This window comes from Campylobacter concisus, from assembly GCF_003049065.1.
Classification (GTDB): domain Bacteria; phylum Campylobacterota; class Campylobacteria; order Campylobacterales; family Campylobacteraceae; genus Campylobacter_A; species Campylobacter_A concisus_BE.
The window spans coordinates 18,253-43,687 of the sequence record NZ_PISC01000008.1 but is presented as its reverse complement, the minus strand read 5'-3'; the positions used below and the strand labels follow the sequence as shown (position 1 = coordinate 43,687).

General features: G+C 41.8%; 27 protein-coding genes. 18 read left to right on the top strand and 9 right to left on the bottom strand.

Annotation, left to right across the window (positions count from 1 at the left end):
* Nucleotides 1–27: 27 nt before the first annotated feature.
* Genes CVS81_RS07580 through CVS81_RS07565 form a run of 4 tightly spaced genes read right to left on the bottom strand, consistent with a single transcriptional unit; the run spans nucleotide 28 to nucleotide 3,041 of the window.
* The gene (locus tag CVS81_RS07580; protein WP_107696230.1) at nucleotides 28–900 is read right to left on the bottom strand and encodes a carbon-nitrogen hydrolase; all 873 of its coding nucleotides are present in this window, start codon (nucleotides 898–900) and stop codon (nucleotides 28–30) included.
* A gap of 1 nt (nucleotide 901) precedes the next feature.
* Entirely contained in the window at nucleotides 902–1,828 is a 927-nt protein-coding gene (locus CVS81_RS07575) for a cation diffusion facilitator family transporter (RefSeq protein WP_107965579.1), read from the bottom strand.
* A 2-nt stretch (nucleotides 1,829–1,830) separates the two neighbouring features.
* Nucleotides 1,831–2,799, bottom strand: a complete 969-nt coding sequence (locus tag CVS81_RS07570; RefSeq protein WP_107965578.1) for an agmatine deiminase family protein — start codon at nucleotides 2,797–2,799, stop codon at nucleotides 1,831–1,833.
* Nucleotides 2,796–3,041, bottom strand: coding sequence for a CBU_0592 family membrane protein (locus CVS81_RS07565; protein ID WP_021089339.1), 246 nt, complete (start codon nucleotides 3,039–3,041; stop codon nucleotides 2,796–2,798). Before CVS81_RS07565 ends, CVS81_RS07570 begins: the two co-directional genes overlap by 4 nt.
* Before the next feature lie 110 nt (nucleotides 3,042–3,151).
* On the opposite strand from CVS81_RS07565, the gene CVS81_RS07560 reads away from it, so the two are divergent.
* The 5 genes from CVS81_RS07560 to CVS81_RS07540 all read left to right on the top strand — a co-directional run bounded on the left by CVS81_RS07560 (nucleotide 3,152) and on the right by CVS81_RS07540 (nucleotide 6,482).
* Nucleotides 3,152–3,805 carry an amino acid ABC transporter permease gene (locus CVS81_RS07560; RefSeq protein WP_009293648.1) on the top strand — a complete coding sequence of 218 codons (654 nt, stop codon included), beginning with the start codon at nucleotides 3,152–3,154 and terminating at the stop codon, nucleotides 3,803–3,805.
* A complete protein-coding gene (locus CVS81_RS07555; RefSeq protein WP_107937025.1) occupies nucleotides 3,792–4,460 on the top strand; it encodes an amino acid ABC transporter permease in 669 nt (222 codons plus the stop codon). The genes CVS81_RS07560 and CVS81_RS07555 overlap by 14 nt, the downstream gene beginning before the upstream one ends.
* A 1-nt stretch (nucleotide 4,461) precedes the next feature.
* Nucleotides 4,462–5,199, top strand: a complete 738-nt coding sequence (locus tag CVS81_RS07550) for an amino acid ABC transporter ATP-binding protein (RefSeq protein WP_107965577.1) — start codon at nucleotides 4,462–4,464, stop codon at nucleotides 5,197–5,199.
* A 90-nt stretch (nucleotides 5,200–5,289) separates the two neighbouring features.
* On the top strand, nucleotides 5,290–6,147 hold the full coding sequence (locus CVS81_RS07545; protein WP_009293645.1) for a cysteine ABC transporter substrate-binding protein: 858 nt from the start codon (nucleotides 5,290–5,292) through the stop codon (nucleotides 6,145–6,147).
* Nucleotides 6,148–6,167: 20 nt separating this feature from the next.
* Nucleotides 6,168–6,482 (top strand): TfoX/Sxy family protein, encoded by a 315-nt coding sequence (locus CVS81_RS07540; protein WP_107965624.1) that lies wholly within the window; start codon nucleotides 6,168–6,170, stop codon nucleotides 6,480–6,482.
* A gap of 68 nt (nucleotides 6,483–6,550) precedes the next feature.
* Here CVS81_RS07540 and CVS81_RS07535 read toward each other — a convergent pair whose 3' ends face one another.
* The 3 genes from CVS81_RS07535 to groES all read right to left on the bottom strand — a co-directional run bounded on the left by CVS81_RS07535 (nucleotide 6,551) and on the right by groES (nucleotide 9,966).
* Nucleotides 6,551–7,918 carry a phosphomannomutase/phosphoglucomutase gene (locus CVS81_RS07535; protein WP_107965576.1) on the bottom strand — a complete coding sequence of 456 codons (1,368 nt, stop codon included), beginning with the start codon at nucleotides 7,916–7,918 and terminating at the stop codon, nucleotides 6,551–6,553.
* 135 nt (nucleotides 7,919–8,053) lie between these two features.
* Nucleotides 8,054–9,688, bottom strand: a complete 1,635-nt coding sequence (gene groL / locus CVS81_RS07530) for a chaperonin GroEL (RefSeq protein WP_002940160.1) — start codon at nucleotides 9,686–9,688, stop codon at nucleotides 8,054–8,056.
* Nucleotides 9,689–9,705: 17 nt separating this feature from the next.
* Nucleotides 9,706–9,966 carry a co-chaperone GroES gene (gene groES, locus CVS81_RS07525; protein WP_009293641.1) on the bottom strand — a complete coding sequence of 87 codons (261 nt, stop codon included), beginning with the start codon at nucleotides 9,964–9,966 and terminating at the stop codon, nucleotides 9,706–9,708.
* Between the two features lie 168 nt (nucleotides 9,967–10,134).
* Between groES and CVS81_RS07520 the strand changes: the two genes are divergently transcribed.
* The 4 genes from CVS81_RS07520 to CVS81_RS07510 all read left to right on the top strand — a co-directional run bounded on the left by CVS81_RS07520 (nucleotide 10,135) and on the right by CVS81_RS07510 (nucleotide 14,995).
* Nucleotides 10,135–12,678 carry a tryptophanyl-tRNA synthetase gene (locus CVS81_RS07520; RefSeq protein ID WP_107965575.1) on the top strand — a complete coding sequence of 848 codons (2,544 nt, stop codon included), beginning with the start codon at nucleotides 10,135–10,137 and terminating at the stop codon, nucleotides 12,676–12,678.
* 221 nt (nucleotides 12,679–12,899) lie between these two features.
* Nucleotides 12,900–13,547 (top strand): hypothetical protein, encoded by a 648-nt coding sequence (locus CVS81_RS07515; protein WP_107965574.1) that lies wholly within the window; start codon nucleotides 12,900–12,902, stop codon nucleotides 13,545–13,547.
* A 125-nt stretch (nucleotides 13,548–13,672) separates the two neighbouring features.
* On the top strand, nucleotides 13,673–13,834 hold the full coding sequence (locus CVS81_RS09795; RefSeq protein ID WP_159070976.1) for a hypothetical protein: 162 nt from the start codon (nucleotides 13,673–13,675) through the stop codon (nucleotides 13,832–13,834).
* On the top strand, nucleotides 13,835–14,995 hold the full coding sequence (locus CVS81_RS07510; RefSeq protein WP_107965573.1) for an MFS transporter: 1,161 nt from the start codon (nucleotides 13,835–13,837) through the stop codon (nucleotides 14,993–14,995). It begins immediately after the preceding gene.
* On the opposite strand, the gene CVS81_RS09790 is transcribed toward CVS81_RS07510, so the two are convergent.
* Both CVS81_RS09790 and uvrB read right to left on the bottom strand, forming a co-directional pair.
* Nucleotides 14,982–15,227 carry a hypothetical protein gene (locus CVS81_RS09790; protein WP_159070975.1) on the bottom strand — a complete coding sequence of 82 codons (246 nt, stop codon included), beginning with the start codon at nucleotides 15,225–15,227 and terminating at the stop codon, nucleotides 14,982–14,984. The genes CVS81_RS07510 and CVS81_RS09790 overlap by 14 nt on opposite strands.
* Nucleotides 15,228–15,765: 538 nt before the next feature.
* Nucleotides 15,766–17,742 carry an excinuclease ABC subunit UvrB gene (uvrB, locus tag CVS81_RS07505; RefSeq protein WP_085658580.1) on the bottom strand — a complete coding sequence of 659 codons (1,977 nt, stop codon included), beginning with the start codon at nucleotides 17,740–17,742 and terminating at the stop codon, nucleotides 15,766–15,768.
* Nucleotides 17,743–17,867: 125 nt separating this feature from the next.
* Between uvrB and CVS81_RS07500 the strand changes: the two genes are divergently transcribed.
* The 9 genes from CVS81_RS07500 (at nucleotide 17,868) to CVS81_RS07465 (ending at nucleotide 25,411) form a co-directional block, all read left to right on the top strand.
* Nucleotides 17,868–18,101: a hypothetical protein gene (locus tag CVS81_RS07500; RefSeq protein ID WP_002940382.1), complete on the top strand. Its 234-nt coding sequence runs from the start codon at nucleotides 17,868–17,870 to the stop codon at nucleotides 18,099–18,101.
* Nucleotides 18,102–18,124: 23 nt separating this feature from the next.
* Nucleotides 18,125–18,361 carry a hypothetical protein gene (locus tag CVS81_RS07495; RefSeq protein WP_012001557.1) on the top strand — a complete coding sequence of 79 codons (237 nt, stop codon included), beginning with the start codon at nucleotides 18,125–18,127 and terminating at the stop codon, nucleotides 18,359–18,361.
* Nucleotides 18,358–18,768, top strand: coding sequence for a type II secretion system protein (locus CVS81_RS07490; RefSeq protein WP_087583073.1), 411 nt, complete (start codon nucleotides 18,358–18,360; stop codon nucleotides 18,766–18,768). Before CVS81_RS07495 ends, CVS81_RS07490 begins: the two co-directional genes overlap by 4 nt.
* Nucleotides 18,768–20,618, top strand: a complete 1,851-nt coding sequence (locus CVS81_RS07485; RefSeq protein WP_107965572.1) for a primosomal protein N' — start codon at nucleotides 18,768–18,770, stop codon at nucleotides 20,616–20,618. Before CVS81_RS07490 ends, CVS81_RS07485 begins: the two co-directional genes overlap by 1 nt.
* A 427-nt stretch (nucleotides 20,619–21,045) precedes the next feature.
* Entirely contained in the window at nucleotides 21,046–21,186 is a 141-nt protein-coding gene (locus CVS81_RS09895; protein WP_012001554.1) for a hypothetical protein, read from the top strand.
* A 75-nt stretch (nucleotides 21,187–21,261) separates the two neighbouring features.
* Nucleotides 21,262–22,320 carry a flavodoxin-dependent (E)-4-hydroxy-3-methylbut-2-enyl-diphosphate synthase gene (ispG, locus tag CVS81_RS07480; protein ID WP_107965571.1) on the top strand — a complete coding sequence of 353 codons (1,059 nt, stop codon included), beginning with the start codon at nucleotides 21,262–21,264 and terminating at the stop codon, nucleotides 22,318–22,320.
* A gap of 4 nt (nucleotides 22,321–22,324) precedes the next feature.
* Nucleotides 22,325–23,737, top strand: coding sequence for a replicative DNA helicase (locus CVS81_RS07475; protein WP_009293632.1), 1,413 nt, complete (start codon nucleotides 22,325–22,327; stop codon nucleotides 23,735–23,737).
* 2 nt (nucleotides 23,738–23,739) lie between these two features.
* Nucleotides 23,740–24,987 carry a ComEC/Rec2 family competence protein gene (locus CVS81_RS07470; RefSeq protein WP_107965570.1) on the top strand — a complete coding sequence of 416 codons (1,248 nt, stop codon included), beginning with the start codon at nucleotides 23,740–23,742 and terminating at the stop codon, nucleotides 24,985–24,987.
* A 52-nt stretch (nucleotides 24,988–25,039) separates the two neighbouring features.
* On the top strand, nucleotides 25,040–25,411 hold the full coding sequence (locus tag CVS81_RS07465; RefSeq protein WP_107965569.1) for a hypothetical protein: 372 nt from the start codon (nucleotides 25,040–25,042) through the stop codon (nucleotides 25,409–25,411).
* Nucleotides 25,412–25,435: the final 24 nt, after the last annotated feature.

The window sequence follows — 25,435 nt, the reverse complement described above, 5'->3', positions numbered from 1 at the left end:
TAAGAGCTAGAAATTCTAGCTCTAAATTTAATCGATAAATCTCTTTGTGATATTTGCGTAGGCATCGATCCTGCGGTCTCTTAAAAATGGCCAAATTCTGCGCACTTCTTCGCTTCTTTTCATGTCTATCTCAACGATCTTGCAAAGCTCATCTGTGCTATTTGCGCGAAATAACTGCTCGCCTTGTGGCCCAAAAACAAAGCTATTTCCCCAAAATTTTATCCCATCCATAACGCCGCTATCATCTTTTTCAAAGCCCACACGATTTACTGCAACAACTGGCAGACCATTTGCCACGCTGTGACCTCTTTGCACCGCCACCCACGCTTCAAGCTGTCTTGACTTTTCATCATCACTATCGCCCTCAAACCAGCCAATAGCCGTTGGATAGATGAGAATTTTCGCCCCTTTTAGCGCCATTAGCCTTGCTGCCTCTGGATACCACTGATCCCAGCATACCAAAACGCCAAGCTTGCCAAGACTAGTTTCAATAGGCTCAAAGCCAATGTCACCAGGCGTGAAGTAAAATTTCTCGTAAAATCCAGGGTCATCAGGGATGTGCATTTTTCTGTATTTGCCAGCCACGCTGCCGTCACGCTCGAAGACAAAGGCGGTGTTGTGATAAAGTCCGTCAGCCCTCTTTTCAAAGAGCGAAGTGACTAAAACCACGCCATTTTCTTTTGCTACCCTACCCCAAAAAGCGACGTCTTCTTGCCAGTCGTTTGCATGATCAAAGAAATTTGTATCCTCGCTTTGGCAAAAGTACTGCGTCTGGTGCAGCTCTTGGCAGACAACTAGATCAGCACCGCCTTTTTTTGCCTCGGCTATTAGCTCAAGTGTCTTTGCGATAGTCGCCTCTTTTGTCCCTTTAAATTCTTGTTGAAGTAGTGCTACTTTCATCTCATCTCCCTTCTTTGTCGTTGTATGGGTCTAAATGCGTGGTTATCTGCCACGAAAATTCCTTAAATTTCTCTCTTATCTCAGCTTCAAGCGAGTCGGCCACCTCGTGCGCGTCGTAAAGCGAGATATCTTTGTCAAAAACTAAATGCAGCGTTAAAAATATGGTATTTGCGCTCTGTCTTGTGTTTAGGTAGTGAAAGTCTGAAATCCTCTCTTTTGCCTTTATCATCTTGATGATCTCAGCTGTGACCTCATGGCTTGCTGCGTGATCTAGCAAGACACCAAAGGCGTCTTTGCCAAGACTTATGGCGCTTTGAGCGATGTAGCCGCTTATCACGATACCAAAGATCGCATCTATCATCACAAATCCGCTAAATTTAATGATAAGTAGCGAGATGATGACCGCAAGGTTGCTAAAAAGGTCCATCTTATAGTGCAGCGCGTCTGCTTTTATGATAAGGTTGCCACTTTTTTTAGAAATTTGGTTTAAAAATAGCACCAAACATAGCGTCACTACGACCGAAAATACCATCACGCCAAGACTTAAGCCAAGGTCTATCTCTAAATTTGGCTCGCTAAATTTCTTAACGCTCTCATAAAATATATATCCAGCAGCCACTACGATGATGACGCACTCAAATAGCGCTGCTAACGCTTCTAGCTTTGTGTAGCCAAAGTTAAATTTCTCATCAGCTTGCTTTCTTGACTTTCTAAGCGCAAATAAATTTAAAAGCGAAACGATAAAATCAAGCATCGAGTCAATCGCCGAGCCAAGCACAGCGACCGAGCCACTAAAAAGTCCAGCTGTAAATTTCACAAGTGCTAGCAAAAAGGCGCAAGCTCCAGCTGCGATAACAGCCTTATTTTCGCCCTGCGTGCACTCTTGCTTATTTATGCTGTTAAACTCATAATCAAACGGACTTGACAAGATTAAGACCTTTTGTATCTATTTTGGCTTGAGCAGTGAAGTGAGCCATTTTGACGGACAAAAACTAGCGAATTTACACCGATGATCTTTCTATCTGGCAGCGCCTTGGCTAGTAAATTTAGCACCTTTTCATCGTTTTTGTCGTTATATGTTGGCACGATTAGCGCACCATTTATAAAGATGAAGTTTGCATAGGTGCAGCCAAGCCTTTTGCCATCATAAAATTTAGGTTTTGGTAGTGGCAGAGCAAGCAGCTTAAAGCCAGTTTTTTTAAGCTCATCCTCCATCCTTTTAAGCTCATCAAAGTGCTCATCACTCTCATCTTCGCAAGCTACGTAAGCTATCGTATCAGGCGTGATAAAGCGCGCTAAAGTGTCGATGTGGCTATCTGTGTCATCGCCTCTTATAAAGCCATTTTCAAGCCAGATGATACGCTTTAAGCCAAACAAACTTTTTAATTTTTCTTCGATTTGCTCTTTGCTAAGCGCTTTGTTTCTATTTTCATTTAGCAGGCATTTTGAGGTGGTTAAAAGCACGCCATCTCCGTTAAACTCGATGCTTCCGCCCTCTAGTATCATATCAACAGGCTCAAGCTTAGTTTTATAAATTTTAGCTAGCTCCAAATTTATCGCATCATCTTTTGAACTCTTAAATTTACCGCCCCAAGCGTTAAATTTAAAGTCATAGCTCTTTACGCCGTCCTTGGTGCAAACGTCGATCATGCCGTAGTCTCTGATCCAAGTATCGTCAGTATCAAGCTTAACAAACTCTACATTTTTAAATTTCTTAAATCTATCAAAATTTGCCTCATCAGGGCAGATGAGCACCACCTTTTCAAACGGCGTAATAGCAGCCACAAGCTCCTCATAGCCCGCCAAAATCTCCTCCAAATAAGGCTCCCAGTCGCTCTTACTATGTGGCAGCGATAAAAACAAAAGCTCCTGCTCTTCCCACTCTGCATACGCTCTCACGCTCTCTCCTTGTAAATTTTATAAATTCCATAAATCGTAATGATTATCCAAAAGACCTCTATCAAAAATGAGCCGAGGTTAAAGTGCACAAAAAGCGAGATTATAAGCAGCACCGCACCTGCTAAATTTATTATCTGATAGGCTAGATCGCGGCTATTTAGGCGGCCGATCTGAAGTAAAAAGTAGCCCATCACGATACAAATCATCCCTAAAAAGCCGATGATCTGAAAAAGATCGATCAAATTTTATCCTTTTTGTAAGCTTAAATTTAAAGCGTGATAATACCTAATTAGTTTTAAATTTATGATTATTAAGTTAGAATATCTCCATTTTTCAGATTGGATTAAAGTTTATGGATTTTGAGTTTATTGAGAAATTTTACCCCCTTTTTGTAAAGGCTGGGATTCTCACCTGCCAGATCGCCTTTTTAGGGATCGTTTTTTCTATTTTGATAGGCATTTTTTGCATGGCTGTGAAATTTTACAAGCTAAAATTTCTCTCAAAACTAGTTGATTGCTACGTTGAGCTTTCAAGAAACACACCGCTTCTTATCCAGCTCTTCTTTTTATACTACGGCTTGCCAAAGCTTGGAGTGTCGATGAGTGGCTTTACCTGTGCGGTCGCTGGACTTAGCTTTCTTGGTGGCAGCTACATGAGCGAGAGCTTTAGACTTGGCTTTGAGGCGGTGAGAAAGTCGCAGATAGAAGCAGGACTTAGCATCGCACTTAGTAAAAACCAGCTCCTAAGATATGTCATCTTGCCACAAGCCTTTAGCGTGGCACTTCCAAGCATCAGCGCAAACGTCATATTTTTACTAAAAGAGACAAGCATCGTCAGCATCGTAGCACTTGCTGATCTAGTTTACGTCGCAAAAGATCTCATCGGACTTTACTACAAGACAGATGAGGCGCTTTTTATGCTGGTTATTAGCTATCTTGTCATCATTTTGCCAGTCTCGCTGGCGCTTAGCTACGTCGAAAAAAGGGTGAGAAATGCAAGGAGTTAGTATATTATTTGACACGCAAAATTTACTAAGACTGCTTGAAGGTCTTGTAGTAAGCACTGAAATTTCACTCATCTCTATCATCATCTCCGTCATCGGCGGCCTCATACTTGGCGTTTTGATGAGCATGAAAAACAAATTTATCTATCTTATTTTAAAAATTTGCCTCGAGATCGTTCGCATCATGCCTCAGATCGTCTGGCTATTTTTATTTTATTTTGGCGTTAGCAAGGCTTTTGATATCCATATCTCAGCATTTACCGCCTCGCTCATCGTCTTTAGCCTTTGGGGCGTTTTTGAGATGATGGATATCGTGCGAGGAGCGATCACCTCGATACCAAAGCACCAGTTTGAGTCAGCCGCCTCACTAGGACTTAGTAAATTTCAAATTTACTTTTATGTCATCATCCCGCTTGCTACTAGAAGGCTGGTGCCTGGAGCAGTAAATTTACTAAGCCGTATGATAAAAACAACCTCTATCGTCGTGCTAATCGGCGTTGTAGAGGTGGTCAAAGTCGGTCAGCAGATCATCGAGCGAAATGTATTTACAAATCCTATGGCGCCATTTTGGATATATACGCTCATATTCTTTTTATATTTTGCGATCTGCTATCCAGTCTCAAAACTATCGAAAAAACTAGAAGAAAAATGGAGCTAAAATGAGCGAAAATATCTTAGAACTTAAAAAAATCAATAAATTTTATGGAGAGCTTCACGCTTTAAAAGATATAAGCTTAGAGGTTAAAAGTGGCGAAGTGGTCGTGCTTCTTGGACCATCAGGCTGTGGCAAGAGCACAACACTTAGGTGCATAAACGGCCTTGAGAGCATAGCAAGCGGCGAGATCGTCATAGACGGCGAAGCGATAGATGCTAAATTTAATGAGTGGCAAAGGATCCGCCAAAAGGTAGGCATGGTCTTTCAAAGCTACGAGCTATTTGATCATATGAACGTCATAGATAACGTCCTTCTTGGACCTTTAAAAGTGCAAAAAAGAGATAGAGCTGAGGCTGAAAAGACCGCTGATATGTGGCTAAGCAAGGTTGGGCTACTTGATAAGAAATTTACCTATCCAAAGGAGCTAAGCGGCGGCCAAAAGCAGCGCATAGCCATCGTTAGAAGCCTTTGCTTAAACCCTGAGATCATGCTATTTGACGAGGTTACGGCTGCGCTTGATCCAGAGATCGTTAGAGAAGTGCTTGACGTGATACTAAATTTAGCCAAAGATGGCATGACGATGCTAATAGTCACCCACGAGATGAGCTTTGCAAGAGCGGTTGCAAATAAGATCGTATTTATGGACGCTGGAGCGATCGTGGAGATCAGCGAACCAGAGGAGTTTTTTACTAATCCAAAGAGCGAGAGAGCGAAGAAATTTCTAAATTTATTCTCGTTTTAGAAAAAATAAGAGATAATTTGCCGTTTTTCAAAATGCGTTTAGAGCGAGATTTGGTCGCTCTTATTTACTAAATTTTTCAAAGGAGAAAGAGTGAGAAAATTTAAATTTTTCTTATTAGCATTAGTCGCTACCGTCTTTCTAACGGGTTGTGGTGATGACAAAGGTGCGGACAAAGCGGCCGCTTCAAACCAAGCTGATACGATCGCAAAGATCAAAGAGCGTGGATATATAAGGATAGGCGTTTTTAGCGACAAACCGCCATTTGGCTACGTCGATAAAGACGGCAAAAACCAAGGCTATGACATCTACTTTGCAAAACGCATCGCAAAAGACTTGCTTGGCGATGAGAGCAAGGTCAAATTTGAGCTAGTCGAGGCTGCTGGCAGGGTCGAAGTGCTCACAGCTGACAAGGTCGATATCACGCTTGCAAATTTCACAAAGACGCCTGAGCGCGCGCAAGTTGTTGATTTTGCGCTTCCATATATGAAGGTCTCACTTGGCATCGTTAGCCCAGAAGGCGCTGTGATAAAGAGCGTCGATGAACTAAAAGATAAAACACTAATCGTCAATAAAGGCACAACCGCAGACGCATTTTTTACAAAAAATTATCCTGATATCAAGCTTTTAAAGTATGATCAAAACACCGAAACTTTTGCAGCTTTGGTTGATAAAAGAGGTGCAGCTCTAGCGCATGATAACGCCCTACTTTTTGCCTGGGCGAAAGAGACTCCTGGCTTTGTCGTTGGCGTTGAGGCGCTTGGCGATGTGGATGTGATAGCTCCAGCTGTCAAAAAGGGCAACAAAGCCTTGCTTGAGTGGCTAAATAACGAGATCATCGAGCTTGGAAAAGAAAATTTCTTCCACAAAGACTATGACGCAACACTAAAACCGATCTATGGTGACAGCGTAAATCCTGAATCTCTAGTCGTCGAAGGCGGCAAACTCTAAATTCAAAGTGAGTGATCATAGTGAATGAATTTAATGAATATGTTCGCGATAGATTTTCTGAATTCGGCGATATTGTCATAAAATCCATGATGGGTGGATACCTTGTATATTTTAACGGTAAACTGATAGGTGACATTTGTAATAATGAACTGTTTTTAAAGAGAACGCCGACATCGGACAGACTTCTTGCAGACTCAGAACTACGTTATCCTTATAATGGCTCAAAGACGTTAATGCATGTATTCGAGAAATTTGAGGATGCGAATTTGATTGGAGAATTGTTGCACGGCATGTATGCGGAACTGCCCGAAAAGAAACCAGCAAAAGCCAGATAAGTTGGATGTTTAAATAAAAATTTGAAAAGCATTTTGGAGTAAATTTAACCCAAAATGCTTTTTGTAAGCTACATTAAGCTCTTTAGCAAATTTGTCACTTTTTGCTCGATCTCTTCTAAAAATTCCTTGCTTTTAGCTTCAAATCTAGTAACGATAACCGGCGTTGTATTTGACGCACGCACCAGCGCCCAGCCATTTTCAAACTGAATTCTAATGCCATCAATATCAATGATATTTTTTATCTTTGGCAGGTCGCAACCCTCTTTTTTCACGCACTCTTTTAGCTTAGCAACTATCTTAAATTTAGCCTCGTCAGTCGTCTTTATCTTGATCTCATCGGTGCTAAAGACAAGCGGCATCTTATCAAGCTCACCGTCAAGGTCAAAGCCCTTATGAACTAGCTCAAGCACCCTCATCATCGCATAGAGCGCATCATCAAAGCCAAAATAGCGCTCTTTAAAGAAGATATGGCCGCTCACTTCAGCCGCAAGATCTACATTTAGCTCTTTCATCATCTTTTTGATGTTGCTATGACCAGTTTTTCCCATAAAAACTTCGCCGATCTTGGCGATCTCATCATACATATTTTGTGAGCATTTAACCTCGCCAAGCACCTTTGGATGTTTCATATTTAGCGCATAAAGATATGCCAGTTCATCGCCTTTTATATCCCTTTTTGGCGTTATAACAGCGATCCTATCGCCATCTCCGTCAAAGCCAAATCCAAGGTCAAATTCTTTCTTTTCGATGAGCGAAAATATCTCTTTTAAATTCTCTTTTTCGCTTGGGTCTGGGTGGTGATTTGGGAAATTTCCGTCTGGATCTTCATATAAAATTTTCGCATTTAGTCCAAGTGCCTTGACGATGGGCACTAAGCTCACGCCAACAGCACCATTTGCGCAGTCGATAACAAAAGGCTTTTTGAAATTTTTAAGCTCACTAAATTCTTTTACAAAAAACTTAACGTATTTTTCTAAGATGTTAAATTTCTCACAGCTCTCATCGTCTGCTATTTGCTCACCAGAGGCGATTATTTCATTGACTTTATCTTTTAAAATTTGCAGGTCTTTGCCAAAAAAACTATCTTTTTTGATAGTAATCTTAAAGCCGTTATACTCTTTTGGATTGTGAGAGCCTGTGATCATGATGTTTGCGTCAAAATAGTCAGCATAAACGCTAAAGTAGCCAATAGGAGTTGGTAGCAAGCCGATATTATAAATTTTAAAGCCGCCAGCCTTGTTTAGACCGCTTAGCAGATACCTAAAAAGCGTGCTAGCACTTAGCCTTGCATCAAAACCAACGCTTAAAATTTTCACGCCAAATTCGTTAAATTTCTTACCCAAAGCAAGTCCTATAGCCTTGACGCTGTCCTCTGTCAAGTCTTTTTCAAAGATGCCGCGGATGTCGTATTCTCTAAAAATTTCATCATATTTCATTGTAAATTCTCCCTAAAAGAATGCAAAAATGATACAAGAATAAATTTAAAAAGGAGTAAATAATTTTATAAATTTAGTGAGGTTAAATTTAAATATAAATTCGAGCTAGAAAAGGCTCTAGCTCGAAAAGGGCTGCTACATCATGCCGCCCATGCCACCCATTCCGCCCATGTCAGGCATTGCAGGCATTGCTTTTTCTTCTTTTATCTCGCTGATAGTTGCTTCAGTTGTTAGTAGCAAGCTAGCCACGCTAACAGCGTTTTGAAGCGCAACTCTCTCAACTTTTACTGGATCGATGATGCCAGCTTCAAACATATTTACATATTCGCCAGTTGCAGCGTTAAAGCCAAAATTTGCATCTTTACTTGTCTCAACTGCGTTTGCTACTACGCCTGCGTCAAAGCCAGCGTTCTCAGCGATTTGGCGAAGTGGAGCACGAAGCGCTCTTCTAACGATCTCTGCGCCTATCGCCTCGTCACCTTGTAAATTTAAATTTACACTCTTTGAAGCAAGGATAAGAGCTGAACCGCCACCTACTACGATGCCCTCTTCAACAGCTGCACGAGTAGCGCTTAGAGCGTCATCTACGCGGTCTTTTTTCTCTTTCATCTCAGTCTCAGTCGCAGCACCTACTTTAATAACTGCCACGCCGCCGCTTAGTTTTGCAAGGCGCTCTTGAAGTTTTTCTTTGTCATAGTCGCTTGTAGTCTCGGCGATTTGAGCTTTGATCTGAGTTATTCTAGCGTCGATCGCTGACTTCTCGCCTGCACCATTTACTATAGTAGTGTTATCTTTGTCGATAACTACGCTTGAAGCTTGTCCAAGGTCGTTTATAGTAGCGCTCTCAAGTGTTCTGCCTAGCTCTTCGCTGATAACTTCGCCACCTGTTAAGATAGCGATATCTTCAAGCATAGCTTTTCTTCTGTCGCCAAAACCAGGAGCCTTAACAGCTGAAATGTTTAGCACGCCACGAAGTTTATTTACAACAAGCGTTGCAAGTGCCTCGCCCTCGATATCTTCAGCGATGATTAGAAGTGGTTTGCCACTCTTTTGTACTTGCTCAAGCACTGGGAGCAGGTCTTTTAAATTTGTGATCTTCTTGTCAAATAGTAATATAAACGGATTGCTTAGCTCAACTTGCATCTTTTCAGGGTTTGTGATGAAGTATGGGCTTAGATATCCGCGGTCAAACTGCATACCCTCAACAACGCTTAGCTCGTCTTGGATAGACTTTGCCTCTTCTACTGTTATAACGCCATCTTTGCCGACTTTCTCCATCGCATCAGCGATAAGCTTGCCGATGCTCTCGTCTGAATTAGCAGAGATAGTAGCGATCTGAGCGATCTCTTTTGAGCCAGAAACTTTTTTAGAGATGTTTTTTAGTGCATCTATAAGAGCTGCTACTTCTTTATCCATACCGCGTTTTACTTCGATAGGATTTGCGCCAGCAGTTACGTTTCTAAGACCCTCTTTAAATATCGCGTGAGCTAGCACAGTCGCTGTTGTAGTGCCGTCACCTGCTTGGTCGTTTGTCTTGCTTGCTACTTCTCTAACTAGGCTTGCACCCATGTTTTCGATAGTATCTTTTAGCTCAACCTCTTTAGCCACGCTAACGCCGTCTTTTGTGATGTTTGGAGCGCCAAAGCTCTTTTGGATAAGGACATTTCTACCTCTTGGTCCCATTGTCACTTTTACAGCGTCATTTAGTTTTTTTACGCCCTCGTATAGGCGGTTTCTTGCATCATCAGAGTAAAAAATTTCTTTTGCCATTGTCTTTCCTTTTTAAATTATTTAATCACGCCTAAAATGTCGTCGATGTTTAAAACAAGATATGTCTTATCATCTAAATTTACCTCAGTGCCAGCGTATTTAGCAAATACTACTTTTTCGCCAACTTTTACGCCCTCAGCTTCAGCGCCAACTGCTTTTACCTCGCCGCTTAAAGGTTTTTCTTTTGCGTTATCAGGTATAATTATGCCCGAAGCTGTCGTCTTTGTCTCTTCTACGCGTTCGACTAGGACACGCTTGCCTAATGGTTGAAAGTTCATTGTTCATCCTTTTAGTTTAATTGTCTTTTTTAGCACTCTTTATTTTTGAGTGATGAAATGCTAGCATTTTTTTCTGAAAAAGTCAATAATTTATAGTGAATTTTATTAAAAACTTTAGTCTAAGTGACTAAAGTTTTATGATATGTAAAACTAATATAAAGGAATTTTATGAAAAAAGTAGCTTACATAGTTGGCGCGCTTGTGCTAATAGTAGCTTGCATCTTTGGCTTTATCTTTAGCTCTTTTGGCAATAAATTTATAGCCAGCAAAATAGAAAAAGAGGCGCTAGCTCGCGGTATCGATGTCAAATTTAAAGAGTTTAACCTTGGGCTTAGCACCTTAAATTTAGAAGCAACCGTGATGAATGCCATAAATTTAAAGGCAAATGGCGATCTATCCTTGCTTGCTCAAAGTATGAGCTTAAACATAGATATAAACGCCGACAAGGCAAAGGCTAGCGAGCTTGGGCTAAAAAAGGATGTGGCACTCAAGGCAAACGTGGCTGGTAAATTTAGCGACTTCAAGCTAACGGCAACTGGCACGGCGCTTGGCTCAAACATAAATTTAAATGCAAATTTAAAAGACTATCTGCCAAAAGCTCTAAATCTTGACGCTAAAAATATCGAGCTTTCTGAGATCTCAGCTCTGGCGCAAAAGCCAAATTTAGCTAGCGGTAGGCTTGATCTAACTAGCAATATGCAAGGAGTTGATGAGAAAAATGAGCCCATCATTAACGCTCAAATTTTAGCAAGCGACGCAGCGATAAACAAAGAAATTCTTAAAAATGAATTTGGGCTAAATTTAGCAAAAAATATAAACTTTAAAGGCGGCGTAAATGCTAAATTTGCAAATGAAAAAGTGAGCGCAAAAACCATTATCATCGCACCTGAAGCCACTTTAAAAGCAAACGAGACGACTTATGATCTAGCTAGTAAAAATTTAAAAAGTGACTTTTCGCTAAACGTGCCTGATCTTGCCCTTTTTGGCAAGCTCTTAGGCGAGCAACTGAGCGGCGCTGTGGATGCAAAAGGCGAAATTACAATGCAAGAAAATGCCCTTCAAAACCTAAAGGCTGAGATAAACGGCCTTGGCGGCAAGATAAATGCAAATTTTGATAGCAAAAACTTAGCCCTAAATGCAACTAGCATCAAGCTAAAAGAGCTTCTAGCGCTTGCCTTGCAGCCTAGTTACGCAGACGGGCAGATAAATTTAAACGCAAATTTTAGCGGTTTTGACGAGCTAAAAAAGCTTGCGGGCGAGGCTAAATTTGAGATAAAAAACGGCCTTATAGATAATGGTCTTGCAAAGCTTAAAAATGCGGCAAAATTTGAGCTAAAAGGCGGCGCCACAGCAAAAGGTGAGCTTGTAAATTTTGACGCTAACGTGCTTAGCGACCTTGGCGAGCTAAAGGATGTAAAGGGCGTTTATGACCTAAAAAACAGCCAAATTTTTAGCAAATTTGCCCTACTCATTAGCGACCCTGAGAAATTTAAAGCGGTTAGCGGCTTTGAGGTTGGCTCAAAGATGGCGCTTGCGGGCGATGTGAAGCTCAAAGATAGCAAAATAGATGAGCTAAATTTAGGCGGCGATGCCTTTGCTGGCAAGCTAAACGCCACCATAAAAAATGAAAATCTTGACCTTAGCCTAAAAGAGGCGCAGCTAGGAGAAATTTTAGCACTTAGCGGCAACGACAGGCTAGCAAACGCTAAGACAAATGTCCAAGCAAAGGGGCAAAATATCTTTAGTAAAAGTCCAAGCGTCGCCGCAACGATCACTTTAAATGATGGCAAATTTAACGCCGCAGCGCTTAGCAAAATGCTTGATAAAAAATTCCCAGAAAATGAGAAATTTAGCTCAAATTTGAGCCTAGACTATAAAGGCGACATAGCAAAATTTAGTGGTGACTTTCTTAGCTCGCTAGCTGATATAAAGGGCATAGATGGCAGTTTTGACGTGGGTAAAAGCACGCTAAGCTTAAAGCTTCAAGCGGTAGTTTCAGAGCTAAATAGGCTTGCATTTTTAGCTGGTCGCGAGCTTCACGGTAAATTTGCAGCCATCGTAACGGCAAATGGCAAAGTAGATGATCTAAGCGTGAAAGCCACTTCAGATGATCTATTTAAGGGCAAGTTAGAGGCAAACTACAAAGGTGGCGCGCTTGATGCGGTGCTAAAAAACTTCGAAGTCAAGGGCCTAACGCAGACTTTGGGGCTAGAGCATCTTTATGATGGCAACGGCGATGCTAAATTTGACTACGAGACAAAGCAAAAGCTCGGCAAATTTGACATCTTGCTAAAAGAGGGTCACCTAGCCAGCACAAATCTCACAAACAATATAAAAACCTTCACTGGTAAGGACATCACAAAAGAAATTTACAAAGACGGCAAAATTTACGGCGATATAAAGGGCGATAACGTCATCTTTAACGTAAATTTAAGCTCGCCAAAGAGCGACATAAAGGTTGCAAACGGCACTTACAATACCGCGACAAAAATGCTTAACGCGCCGCTTGTTTGCAGGCTAGAAAAGACCGATCTAAACGTGCAAATTTCAGGCACGACAGACAAGCTAAAATACGACGTCAGATCGCAATATCTCGAAAATAAGGTCAAAAAAGAGATAGGTAGATTTTTAGATAAAAAGCTGGGCAAAGATGATGAAGGCGCAAACGGCGAAAAGCAAAATTTAAAGGGGCTTTTAAAAGGGCTATTTTAGATGAAAAAGGCGGAAAATTTAAAGTATCTAATGGGGCTTGGGCACTTTTGTAGCGACATAAACCAAAGTGCGCTTGGTGCGATGCTAGTACTTGGCGAGTGATAGCGCTCAAATTTGATGCGAAATTTAGCTTGCGCTACGCAAGTATAATTTAATGCTTGCGGTAGTAAAATTTTGCAAAATTGTAAAATTTTGCAAAATTTATGTTTACAGGAGAAGCGATGAAAAAGCTGATTATTTTTATGATTGCGCTACTATTTTGCGGGTGCGGCATAGCGTCAAAGGGCGATGGAGCCTCAAGTAATATGAATTTTCATATAGCAAAGCGGGTAGCCATAGATATGTCGGGCGGCTGGATTGATTTTAATAAAGAAAACTACGATAAATTTTGGAGAAATATACGAAGTTCTGGAAATGAAAAATATGGATTGGACTGGATTAAAGCTGATGCTTATTCGATGGTAAATTTAAATATAGAGTTTTTGAAATCTGCCCTTGAAACTTATAAGAGTAAAAATGTGATTAAAACAGCTGATTTTGTGTCCTACGAGAAAAATATCGAAAATTTGGTTCCAACCGTATCTGGTTATAATACCGAACAAGAATATAAGTCAAAGATGATAATAAAGCAGGCTATAACAATATACAACAAGCAGCTTGAGGTTTTTAAAAACGGGAGCAAATTCGATATCTATCTTTATGTTATGCGAGTTTCAAATATTAGCGATAACGGCGTGAGTATATCGATTGGCTTTGTGGGAATAAATGCTGTCGGCGAGAATAAAAACGATATAGAAAAACACTTGAATAGAGCATATGAATTAAAGCAAAATCTAGATAGTCTTTTTGATAAAAACTATCGTTGGTAATGTATAAATTTTAGCAAAATGAACGACCAAATTTACCTCATCGGCGATGTGCACGGCTGTTATAAAACCCTCTGCGCACTTATAGCTCGCTAGCTGATATAAAGGGCATAGATGGCAGTTTTGACGTGGGTAAAAGCACGCTAAGCTTAAAGCTTCAAGCGGTAGTTTCGGAGCTAAATAAGCTTGCGTTTTTAGCTGGTCGCGAGCTTCACGGTAAATTTGCAGCCCTAGTAACAGCAAACGGCGAAAAGCAAAATTTAAAGGGGCTTTTAAAAGGGCTATTTTAGATGAAAAAGGCGGAAAATTTAAAGTATCTAATGGGGCTTGGGCACTTTTGTAGCGACATAAACCAAAGTGCGCTTGGTGCGATGCTGCCCTTTTTCATCGCGAGCTACCACTACGACTACGCAACAGCCGCCTCACTCGTGACAGCCACAAATTTAGCAAGCTCGCTCATCCAACCGCTTATCGGCCGACTAAGTGACAAAAAAGAGCTGCCCTACGTCATCCCGCTTGGGCTACTGCTTGCTGGCGGGGGCATGAGCCTAACTGGCTTTGTGACAAACTACTACATCATCTTGATTTGCGTGATGATAAGCGGTATCGGCGCCGCGCTCTTTCACCCAAGCGCCGCAAGGATCATAAACTACGCCTCAAACGCCAAAAATAGAGCCAAAAGCATAAGCATATTTTCATTTGGTGGCAACGTGGGCTTTGCAGTTGGGCCCATTTTAGTTGCTGTTTTTGTGGGAAATTTTGGTCTAAAAGGGACGCTAGTCTTTATAATCCCTCAAATTTTTCTAACGCTTTTATACCTTAAAAAGGGCAAATTTATAAAAGCGCTAGAAGGCAGTCACAAAAAGCAAATTTCACAAAAAACAAGCGCTTTAAAAGACGATCTGGGCGCATTTTTAAGGCTTTGTCTATGTATATTTTCACGCTCGATCGTCGCTTTTGGCTTTGCGGCATTTTTTAGCATCTATCTCATCAAAATTTTTGGCCTTAGCAAAGAGGCTGCAAATGTAAATTTAAGTATGTTTTTTGCTGCAGGTGCGATCTCTACGCTATTTGGCGGAGCACTAGCCGATAGATACGGCCTAGTTAGGCTCATCAAAATAAGCCTAAGCATCGCCGCGCCGCTAGTCGTGCTAATGCTCTTTATCGACAGCTACGCGCTATTTCTCGCGGCCTCCATGTGCGTGAGTGCCTGCATCAGCCTATCTTTTAGCCCCTCAATCGCCCTTGCGCAGCTTTATCTGCCAAATCAAATCGGCCTAGCCTCTGGCGTAACGCTTGGCCTTAGCATCACAATCGGCGGTATATTTGCGACGGTCATCGGCAAGATCGCTGACATCTTTAGCCTAACGCACTCGTTTTACTTTATCGCCGCAGTTTCGCTTATCTGCGCGGTTTCTAGCTACTTTTTAAAGCCAGTCAGCAAGATATAAATTTATAAAAATAGCTTGCTAGCAGCGTATAGAACTGCCTTGCCGTCGTCTCTAATGTTGTAAACGATCTCGCCACCTCTTTTTGATGCCTCAAATGCTGCGATCTAGCTTTTACCAAGATCTTTTGCCCAAAAAGGTACCAGATGACAATACTCCAAGCCACAGACCAGATCCTTTGCACGCCCAACTTTGGCGCAAAGCTATGAGAGATACAGTCAAATTTCTCGCCCATAGAGCTGATTTTGTAAATTTTATTTTTTGGGCTTTAAATTTTGTTGAGCAGGCAAAATTTGATGTGAGCTTAAATTTAGACAAACCTTGTCAAAGAGAATAAAATTTTTGCTCCTCTATAAAGGCAAGGCAAATTTAAAGACTAAAAGAGCCAAGCCGTGGTGCTTAGGGCGGCGGTATTTTGCAGTAGTTTTTATTTTTAATTTTAACAACCAAGCATCAAAGCAAAGTATCTTGTGATGATTTTAAATGTTTTGCTTCGCAAGCTCGTAACTGCAAGCAGAAACAAAGAAATTTTCGACCGAAGATAGAACATATAAGTTCAACTCGAAAAATTTAAACTACCAAGACAAGAATTTTTGTTTTGCTTCGCAAGCTCGTAACGAGACTTCGCTACGAGGAGCTGAGCCATGGATTTTGGACGGCAGTATTTTGTGATAGATTTAAATGTTGCGCAGTTAAAATTTGCGCAGACTAGACACATAGTCTGTCGAGCAAAATTTTAGCAAGCTCATTTAAAGATACACAAAAGACAACGCTTATAATTTTCTCATCTTTGCTATCTCATCACGTAACGCCGCCGCCTTCTCAAACTCCAGCTGCGCCGCCGCTTCAAGCATCTGCTTTCTTAGCTCTTTTACGATCGCAGCTCGCTCACTAGCTGGCATCTTTTCTAAATTCTTACCGCGCTTGTAAATTTCACCATCATCCTCGACATGCAAGCTCTCTTCGATATTTCTGCTGGCAGAGTGCGGCGTGATGCCATGAGCCTTATTGTACTCATCTTGAAATTTACGCCTAGCTGTCGTTGTATCGATCGCCTCTTTCATCGAGTGCGTGATCTTTTTGGCAAACATTAGCACCTTGCCATTTACATTTCTAGCCGCACGCCCCATCGTCTGTATAAGGCTCGTTGTCGAGCGCAAAAAGCCCTCTTTATCAGCATCCATTATCGCTATCAAGCTCACTTCAGGCAGGTCAAGCCCCTCACGGAGCAAATTTATGCCTATTAGCATGTCAAATTCGCCACTTCTAAGCCCCCTAATGATCTCATTTCGCTCGATCGCGTCGATGTCTGAGTGCATATACTTGACCTTTATGCCAAGCTCGATGTAGTAGCGGCTTAGCTCCTCAGCCATCTTTTTAGTTAGCACCGTAACTAGCACGCGCTCACCTCTAGCGATGACCGCCTTTGCCTCGTCAAATAGCGCCTCTACTTGATTGTCACTATCTTTTATCTCAATGAGAGGATCAAGCAGTCCAGTAGGTCGCAAAATCTGCTCATAGACGTGCCCCTGGCTGATGCCAAGCTCGTATTCGTTTGGCGTGGCTGAGACAAAGAGAAATTTCGCCTTTTTACTTATAAACTCGTCAAATTTAAGCGGCCTGTTATCAAGCGCTGATGGCAAACGAAATCCATACTCCACAAGCACCTCTTTACGGCTCCTATCGCCTGCGTACATACCCCTAAACTGCGGCAAACTCACGTGGCTCTCATCGACGATGACTAGATAGTCTTTGCCGCTTATCTCAAAGTAGTCAAACATCGAGTACGGCGTCTCTCCGGGCTTTTGTCCGGTTAGGTGGCGCGCGTAGTTTTCGATACCTTTGCACATGCCAGTACTTGCCATCATCTCAAGGTCAAACTCCACCCTTTGCTTTAGTCTTTGCGCCTCGACTAGCTTGCCTTGCTCGTTAAATTCTTTCAAACGCGCATCAAGCTCCTCTTCGATCTCTTTCATCGCGATCTTTAGCCTATCAGCACCCACGATGAACTGACTGGTCGCATAAAGCGTAAATTTAGAGATGTCTTTTAGCCTTTTGTTATCAAGCACGTCAAAATGATACATCGCATCGATCTCATCGCCAAAAAACTCGACCCTTAGAGCTTCGTCGTTGTAATAAGCTGGGTAAATATCCACCACATCGCCATTTACACGAAAGTCACCCCTGTCAAAGTAGTTGTCATTGCGCTTATAGCCCATATCCACAAGCTGCTCTAAAAGCTTTCTTTGGCTTATCTTCTCGCCCACGCTAAGATATGCCACCATCCCTTTATACTCACTTGGATTACCAAGGCCGTAGTTTGCAGAGACTGAAGCCACGCAGATGACGTCGTCAAAGCTTAGCAAGCTAGCCGTTGCAGAGAGGCGCAGACGCTCAAGCTCCTCATTTACCGAGCTATCCTTTTCTATATATAGGTCGCTTCTTGGGATGTAGGCCTCTGGCTGGTAGTAGTCGTAGTAGCTTATGAAGTACTCGACATGATTTTTTGGGAAAAAGCCCTTAAATTCGCTATAAAGCTGAGCAGCTAAGGATTTGTTATGCGTCATTATCAGAGTTGGCATATTTAGCTCACGTATGACATTTGCCATGGTAAAGGTCTTGCCAGACCCTGTCACGCCTAGAAGAGTTTGGTATTTATTGCCAGATTTTATACTTTTTACTATCTCTTTTATCGCTCTTGCTTGGTCGCTGCTTGGGCTAAATTTAGATGAAATTTCAAATTTACTCATTGATCGCCTTTAAATTTGGGCGAATTTTATAGCAAAGATAGTGCTTTGTCAAATGAGAATTTTAAAAAGAATTTAGCCTCTGCGTGTTAGAATACGGCATTAATTATTATTTTAAAGGAACCTTTATGTTTGAAGATAATGCGATCTTAACCACACTAAGCGATAAAGTAAATGACCTCATCACAAAATACGATGAAGTCTGCAGAGTAAATGAAGAGCTACGTAATGAGATCGTAACATTAAAAGCACAAAATGAGGCAAAGACTAATCAGATCATGCGTTTAGAAGAGGACCTTGACAAGAAAAATAGCGAAGCTGATGATGTAATGAAAAAGATCGAAGCCGTCCTTGGTAGATAAGCTAGACATTTTTGGCATAAAAGATGAAACAGATCACGCTCACCGTATCATCTCGCGACTATACGATCACGCTTGATGATGATTTTGCTGAAATTTTTGAGCGTGACTGGCAGAAATTTATGGGGGGAAAGAAATTTATAGAGCCTCGCGAGCTTATAAACGCCTTTGTCGAAAAGAGCTACGAGAGCTACACAAATTTGCGCGTCGTAAAGGACGTCACAAAAGAGATAGAAGAGATACTAAAACCGGAAAATAAATGAAAAAAAGAGCTTTTACCCTAATAGAAATTATATTTGTCATCGTCATACTTGGCGTCTTAAGCGCTATTGCTATACCAAAGCTTTTCTTTACCAGAAGCGACGCCATAGTCGCAAACGCAAAAACGCAAATCGCTGCCATAAAAAGCGGCATCTCACTAAAATACAACGATAGCGTCCTAAAAGGCACTCCAGCATATCCAGACGCACTTGATGATGGGAATAAACTTTTCAACAAAGTAATAAGCGTAAATATCGCAGACAGCGGCACAAAAAACGGCTGGCACAAAACTGGAGCGACAACTTATACCTTCAAACTAGACGGACAAACAGCAAATTTCACTTATAACAAAACCACTGGCGAATTTGACTGCCAAAGCAGCGACGGACTTTGTAGCGCCCTTGAGTGATGAGATACTACGAGGTCGTATTTAGCGGGGTAAATTTAGCTGCGCTCACATATAAAAGTGAGCTAGATATTGCGCCATTTCGCGCCGTCACTGCAAAGCTTAGAGGCAAGAGCCTAACTGGCTTTATCTTGCGTGAAGTGGGCGAGCCAAACTTTAAAACAAGCTTTATTGATGAAATTTTACCCATTAAGCTAAACGAGATACAGGCAACTTTGGCTAAATTTATCGCCTACTACTACACCTGCGAGCTTGGCGTTGCTATAAATTTATTTGAACCACAAAGCCTTACTGATGATGAAAATTACAAAGGCGAAAGCGACTTTAAATCGCCAAATTTAAGCCAAAAGCAGCTTGAAGCACTAAATTTTATTAACACACGAAAAAGCTCGCTCATCTTTGGCGACACGGGAAGCGGCAAAAGTGAAATTTACATCGCTAAAATTAGAGAAATTTTAAACGCAGGCGGCCAAGCGTTATTTTTGATGCCTGAAATTTCACTAACCCCGCAGATGCAAAAGCGCTTAGAGAGATTCTTTGGCGAGGCTGTGGCTGTGTGGCACTCTAAGATCACGCCAAAGAAAAAAGAGCAAATTTTAAAAGACATCAAAAGCGGCAAAGCAAGGCTCATTGCAGGTGCAAGATCTGCCCTATTTTTGCCACTTGAGAGGCTAAAACTCATCATCATCGACGAAGAGCACGACGATAGCTACAAAAATACAGGCTCAAAGCCCCACTACAACGCAAGAGACCTAGCACTCTTTTTAACTAGCAAATTTGACCTGCAAGTGGTGCTTGGAAGTGCTACGCCAAGCCTCACTAGCTTTTACAAGCAAGAATCTTTTCGCCTAAAAGGGACATATTTTGCGTCGCAAAAGAGCTATATATTTGACGAGAGCGAGACTGGCATAAGCGAAATTTTAAAAGAGCATATCGCAAAAACGCTCGAAAACAAAAAACAAGCCGTCATCTGCCTACCAACAAGGGCAAATTTCAAGTATCTTGTCTGCAAAAACTGCGGCGAGACGGTGAAGTGTCCATTTTGTAGCATCGGCATGAGCTACTATAAAAAGCAAAACGTGCTAAAGTGCCAATACTGCGAGCACAAAATGGCCGTGCCAAAGACCTGCCACCAGTGCGGCAGCGAGATGATAGAGGCTAAAAAGATCGGCACGAGCGAGCTTCTTGAGAGGCTGCAAGCTGAGTTTGCAAACGCTAGGATCGCTAAATTTGATAGAGACGAGATCACTACGCAAAATAAGCTCGTAAAGGCTTTGAAAGAATTTAACGACGGCAAGATAGACATCTTGCTTGGCACGCAGATGCTAAGCAAGGGGCATGACTATCACAACGTCGAGTTAGCCGTCATCATGGGCTTTGACGAGCTTTTAAATTTTCCTGATTTTAGAGCTAGAGAGCGGACACTTGCCCTTGCCATGCAAGTAGCTGGAAGAGCCGGCAGAAACGGAGCTGGCAGGGTCATCATCCAAAGCAAGCAAAGGGAGTTTTTCGAAAGCTTCATTAGCGACTACGACGCATTTTTAAAGGATGAGATACCTTTTAGAGAAGCTCTTTATCCGCCATTTACTAGACTGCTTCGCGTGGTCATTTCGCATAAAGATGAGAGCACGGCAAAGGGCGCAATGAACGAATTTGTGCAAAGGCTAGAGCCGCTAAAAGGCGATGAACTAGAGATCGTGGGATATGGCAAATGCCAGGCTGAGTATCTTGTGGGTAAATTTAGATATGAAATTTTGCTTCGCTCAAACTCGCACACCATGCTTTTAAAAGCGGCAAACCTCTGCAAAAGCGAACTTAGTGATATCGATATAGATCCGGTGAATTTTAGTTAGAAGACGATTTAATACAAGCAAATTTTAAATTTAGCAAGTTGCTAAGGCGAGTGAGAAAATTTTAAAATTTGCAAATTTGCTTTGTTAAATCAAGTGAGCGCCAAGTAAATTTTAAAATTTCATGAACGAGTAATTTCGGCTCTAAAATTTGAGCTAAGCTGTAAGCGAAGCCAAATTTTAGTAGTCAATTCTTGCGAGTGAACGGAATTTTAAAATTTGTAAAAATAGTAAATTTTTTTAAAAATATAGACCTTAAATTTAAAAACTCTTTTATCAAAAAGAGAGACAAGGGGACTTGAATGACGAAGCCGTCCCCTTATCCCCCTTTTTAAATCCCCTAAACCCCTCGCACGTTAGAGGTGCATGCAATTGTGCTTCGCACTGCATGCGTTTTGTGTAATAGAAAGTCAGACAAATTTTAAAATTTATGAACGAGCATATCACGGCTCTAAATTTAGTGCTAAACGAAGTGCAGCCTAAATTTAGTAGTCTGCTAAGGCGAGTGAGTGAAATTTTAAAATTTGCATTTACAATAAAGAGACCTGAATTGCAAACCGCCTGCATTTAAAAACTTTACTAATTTTTCAAGCCTTTTAAAAGCCATTTTTTCTTATAATCCCCAATAAAATTTAAAGGCAAAATTTTGCAACGATACCAGACAAAACAGATAAAAATTCGCGATGTTTTAATAGGCGGTGACGCACCGATCTCCGTGCAGTCGATGACATTTTCAAAGACAAAGGACGTAAAAGGCACGCTAGAGCAGATACAAAGGCTATACTTTGCAGGCTGTGACATCGTGCGCTGCGCAGTTTTTGACAAAGAGGACGCCAGCGCGCTAAAGCAAATCGTCGCAAGTTCCCCAATCCCAGTCGTTGCAGACATACATTTTAACCACACCTACGCGCTCATCGTTAGCGAATTTGTCGATGCTATCCGCATAAATCCAGGCAACATAGGCTCCGCTAAAAACATAAAAGCAGTCGTTGATGCCTGCAAGCAGAGAAATTTACCTATCCGCATAGGCGTAAATTCTGGCTCGCTTGAAAAGCAGTTTGAAGACCGCTACGGCCGCACGGTTGAGGCGATGGTGGAGAGTGCCTTATACAACATCAAGCTTCTTGAGGATTTTGACTTTACAGACATTAAAATTTCGCTCAAATCAAGCGACGTCGAGCGCACTATGCAAGCCTATCGTACGCTTCGTCCAAAGACAAACTATCCATTTCATCTAGGCGTAACAGAGGCTGGCACTACTTTTCACGCGACTATCAAGTCCGCGATCGCGCTTGGCGGACTGCTGCTTGAGGGTATCGGCGATACGATGAGGGTTAGCATCACGGGCGAGCTTGAAGAGGAGATCAAAGTCGCAAAGGCGATCTTAAAAGATAGCGGCCGCCAAAAAGAGGGGCTAAACATCATCTCATGCCCAACTTGTGGGCGTTTGCAAGCTGACCTCATGGCTGCAGTAAAGCTCGTAGAAGAAAAGACAAAAGGGATAAAAGAGCCGCTAAACGTCTCAGTAATGGGCTGCGTGGTAAATGCTATCGGCGAGGCAAAAGGTGCAGACGTCGCCATAGCATTTGGCAAAGGCAATGGCATGATCATGCGACACGGCGAAGTGGTCGCAAGACTGCCTGAGAGCGAGCTTGTGGATAGATTTTTACAAGAGATCGACGACGAGATAAAGAGCAGAGGATAAAGCAGTGGCAAAAGAGAGACTTAACGAGATAGAATTTAGCAACCTTTACGACCTTGATATGGAGCGAGCCATACTAAGCTCGATCATCGCAAACAACGACGCTTTGGGCGAAATTTTCGACACGATCAAGGCTGGGGACTTTTACCTAAAGGCTCACGCGCAAATTTACAAAGCGATGGTTGATTGTCTAAACGGCGACGTGCCTATCGCATCGACATTTATCAAAAACAAGCTTGGCGAAAACTACGATGACAACGTCATGGCGAGCATTTTGGCCACAAACTCGATCATCGACATCCAAAGATACGCAAACGAGTTAAAAGAAAAATCGATAAAACGAAGTCTAGTCAAGATCGCTCACGACATCCCAAGCAAGGTAAATGAAGACAAAGCTAGCCGCGATATGGTCGATGAGTTAAGTCAAGAATTTTACTCGCTAGTCGATGGCAGCGGCACTGGCAGCATCAGAGATAGCGAAGATATCATAAAAAGCTTGATCGTGCACATGCAAAAGCAAGCAGCCCTAAATGAGCGCGATATCATCGGACTAAACACCGGCTTTAAAAAACTAAATGAGATGATAAAAGGCTTTAAAAATGGCGATCTCATCATCATCGCAGCGCGCCCTGGCATGGGTAAAACGACGCTTTGTCTAAATTTCATGGGGCACGTTTTAAAAAGTGGCGCCGGCGTCGTCTTTTTCTCACTTGAGATGCCAGCAGAGCAGATCATGATGAGGATGCTAGCAGATAAGACCTCGATCCCACTTCAAGAGATAATGACAGCGACCTTGGACGACGAAAAACTCGCCCACTTTAGCCACGCATGCAGCGAATTTTCGCACGCCAAGCTCTTTGTGCACGATAGCGGCTACGTAAATATCCACCAAGTAAGGACACAGCTTCGCAAGCTAAAGTCGGCCCACCCTGAAATTTCACTCTGCGTCATCGACTACATCGGCCTTATGATGAGCACAAACAACTACGCCGACCGCCACATACAAATAGCTGAAATTTCTCGTGGCTTAAAGCTTCTAGCGCGCGAGCTGGATATGCCTATCATCGCACTTTCGCAGCTAAACCGCGGCCTTGAAGCACGCGCGAACAAGCGCCCTATGCTAAGTGACCTAAGAGAGTCTGGCGCGATCGAGCAAGACGCCGACATCATCCTGTTTGTCTATAGGCACGAGGTCTATCTGGAGCAAGAGGAGAACGAGAAAAAGAGCAAGGCGGCAGCTGAAGGCAAAGAGTATAAAAGCGAGCATGTTTTTAACAAACTTCAAGAAAACGCCGAGATCATCGTTGGCAAAAACAGAAACGGCGAGGTCGGATCTATCGATGTGCTCTTTCAAAAGCAGTACTCTCGCTTTTGCGATATCGCCACCACACCGGTGCAATCAACTGAATTTAAAGAGTAAATTTGCCAAAAAGCAGGCGTATATTTTATTTTCTCCTGCTTTGCCTATTTCTTTTTTGTCTAAATTTAGAGCTTAAATTTCATGAATATAACGCTTTTATGGAGCTTGGCGAGCAAGACATCCTAGGCAAAGTAAGCGTAAATTTCACCAAAGAGAAAAACGGCAAAAAGCGCCAGATCATTAGGATCGACACTTCAAATTTTAGCTTTTACACAACCGCTTCTAAAAAAGATGAAATCAGCCTTTATGACGTAGTAGCGCTTAGCGTTCAGCCAATAGACGTTAGTTTTAAAGAATATCTTTCTGGCACATTTTACATGCCAAGCTACGATAGAGCCGTTATCAAAAAAGATGATAGCCTAAGGCAAAAAGCCATAAATTTCATCTCCGACCAGCACGAAAACGCTAAAATTTCGCAACTTTACTCAGCGCTTTTTCTTGGCACAAATGTCTTTGGTGAGCTAAGAGATGACGTCTCAAACTGGGGCGTGGCGCACCTCATCGCCATTAGTGGCTATCACCTTGGCGTCATAATCGCAGTTTGCTTTTTTCTTTTAAAGCTCGTTTTTAAGCCCATCTACGCAAGATATCTGCCTTACCGCTCTTACATTTTTGACTTTACTATCGTCATATTTTTGGTGCTTTGCTTTTACTTTTATATGATCGGCTTTATAGCAAGCTTTTTGCGGGCATTTTTGATGAGCGTGGTTGGCTTTTACATGATCTGCAAAAAGATAAAGATCTTAAATTTCTACACGCTCTTTGGCGTTATTTTGTTTAGCGTCGCCCTGTTTCCGCAGCTTCTTTTTAGTGTTGGCTTTTATTTTTCATGCCTTGGCGTCTTTTATATCTTCGTCTATCTTTTCTATTTTGCGCCCAAATTTAGCCTGCTAGCAAACTCACTACTTTTAAATTTATATGTCTTTTTTGCTATGGAGGTTGCGGTGCTTTACTTTTTCCCGCTCATTAGCCTCTTGCAGCTTAGCGTGCTAGCTATCAACTACCTATTTGGCGTATTTTATCCACTAAGCTTCTTACTTCATCTATTTGGATATGGTGGCATTTTTGATGAAATTTTAAGCAAGATGCTAGCTTTTAGGCTAGGCTCAGACAATCTTCACATAAGCACATCTGTCTTTTTACTTTATAACGCCATCACGCTTTTTTGCGTTAAATTTAAGCCAGCAGCATTTTTACCACCGCTCTTTGGTGTGGCATCGTTTTTGCTCTTTTTGATAAATTTTTCATAGTCAAAGTTTTATCTAAATTTGCCGATATGCTTTTAAATTTAAAGGCGAGGCGATGCAGATAAACTCAAATTTTATAAATTTAAACAAAAATGGCTCTTCAAATAGTGCAAATTTAAAGGCTGATGAAGCAAATTTAAAAAGCCAAAATTCACAAAATAGCGATAAAAGCACTATCTTGCATGACGCTTCAAATTTAGTTAGCGAGACAAATAACGAGAGTGAGAGTAGCGCCGATGTCATAAAAAAGCAGTTAGAAAAACTGCAAAAACAGCTAAAAGAGATTGAAGCTGCGATAAAGCAGGCAAGTGCTAGCAAAAATCCATACGCAAAAGAGCTGGTTGCCTCACTTCAGACCAAAAAAGCGGCTATCTTTGCTCAGATAATGCAGCTAAACGCCCAGCTTGTAAAGATGCAAGGCGCTTAAATAGCTCAAATTTAACCCTAAATT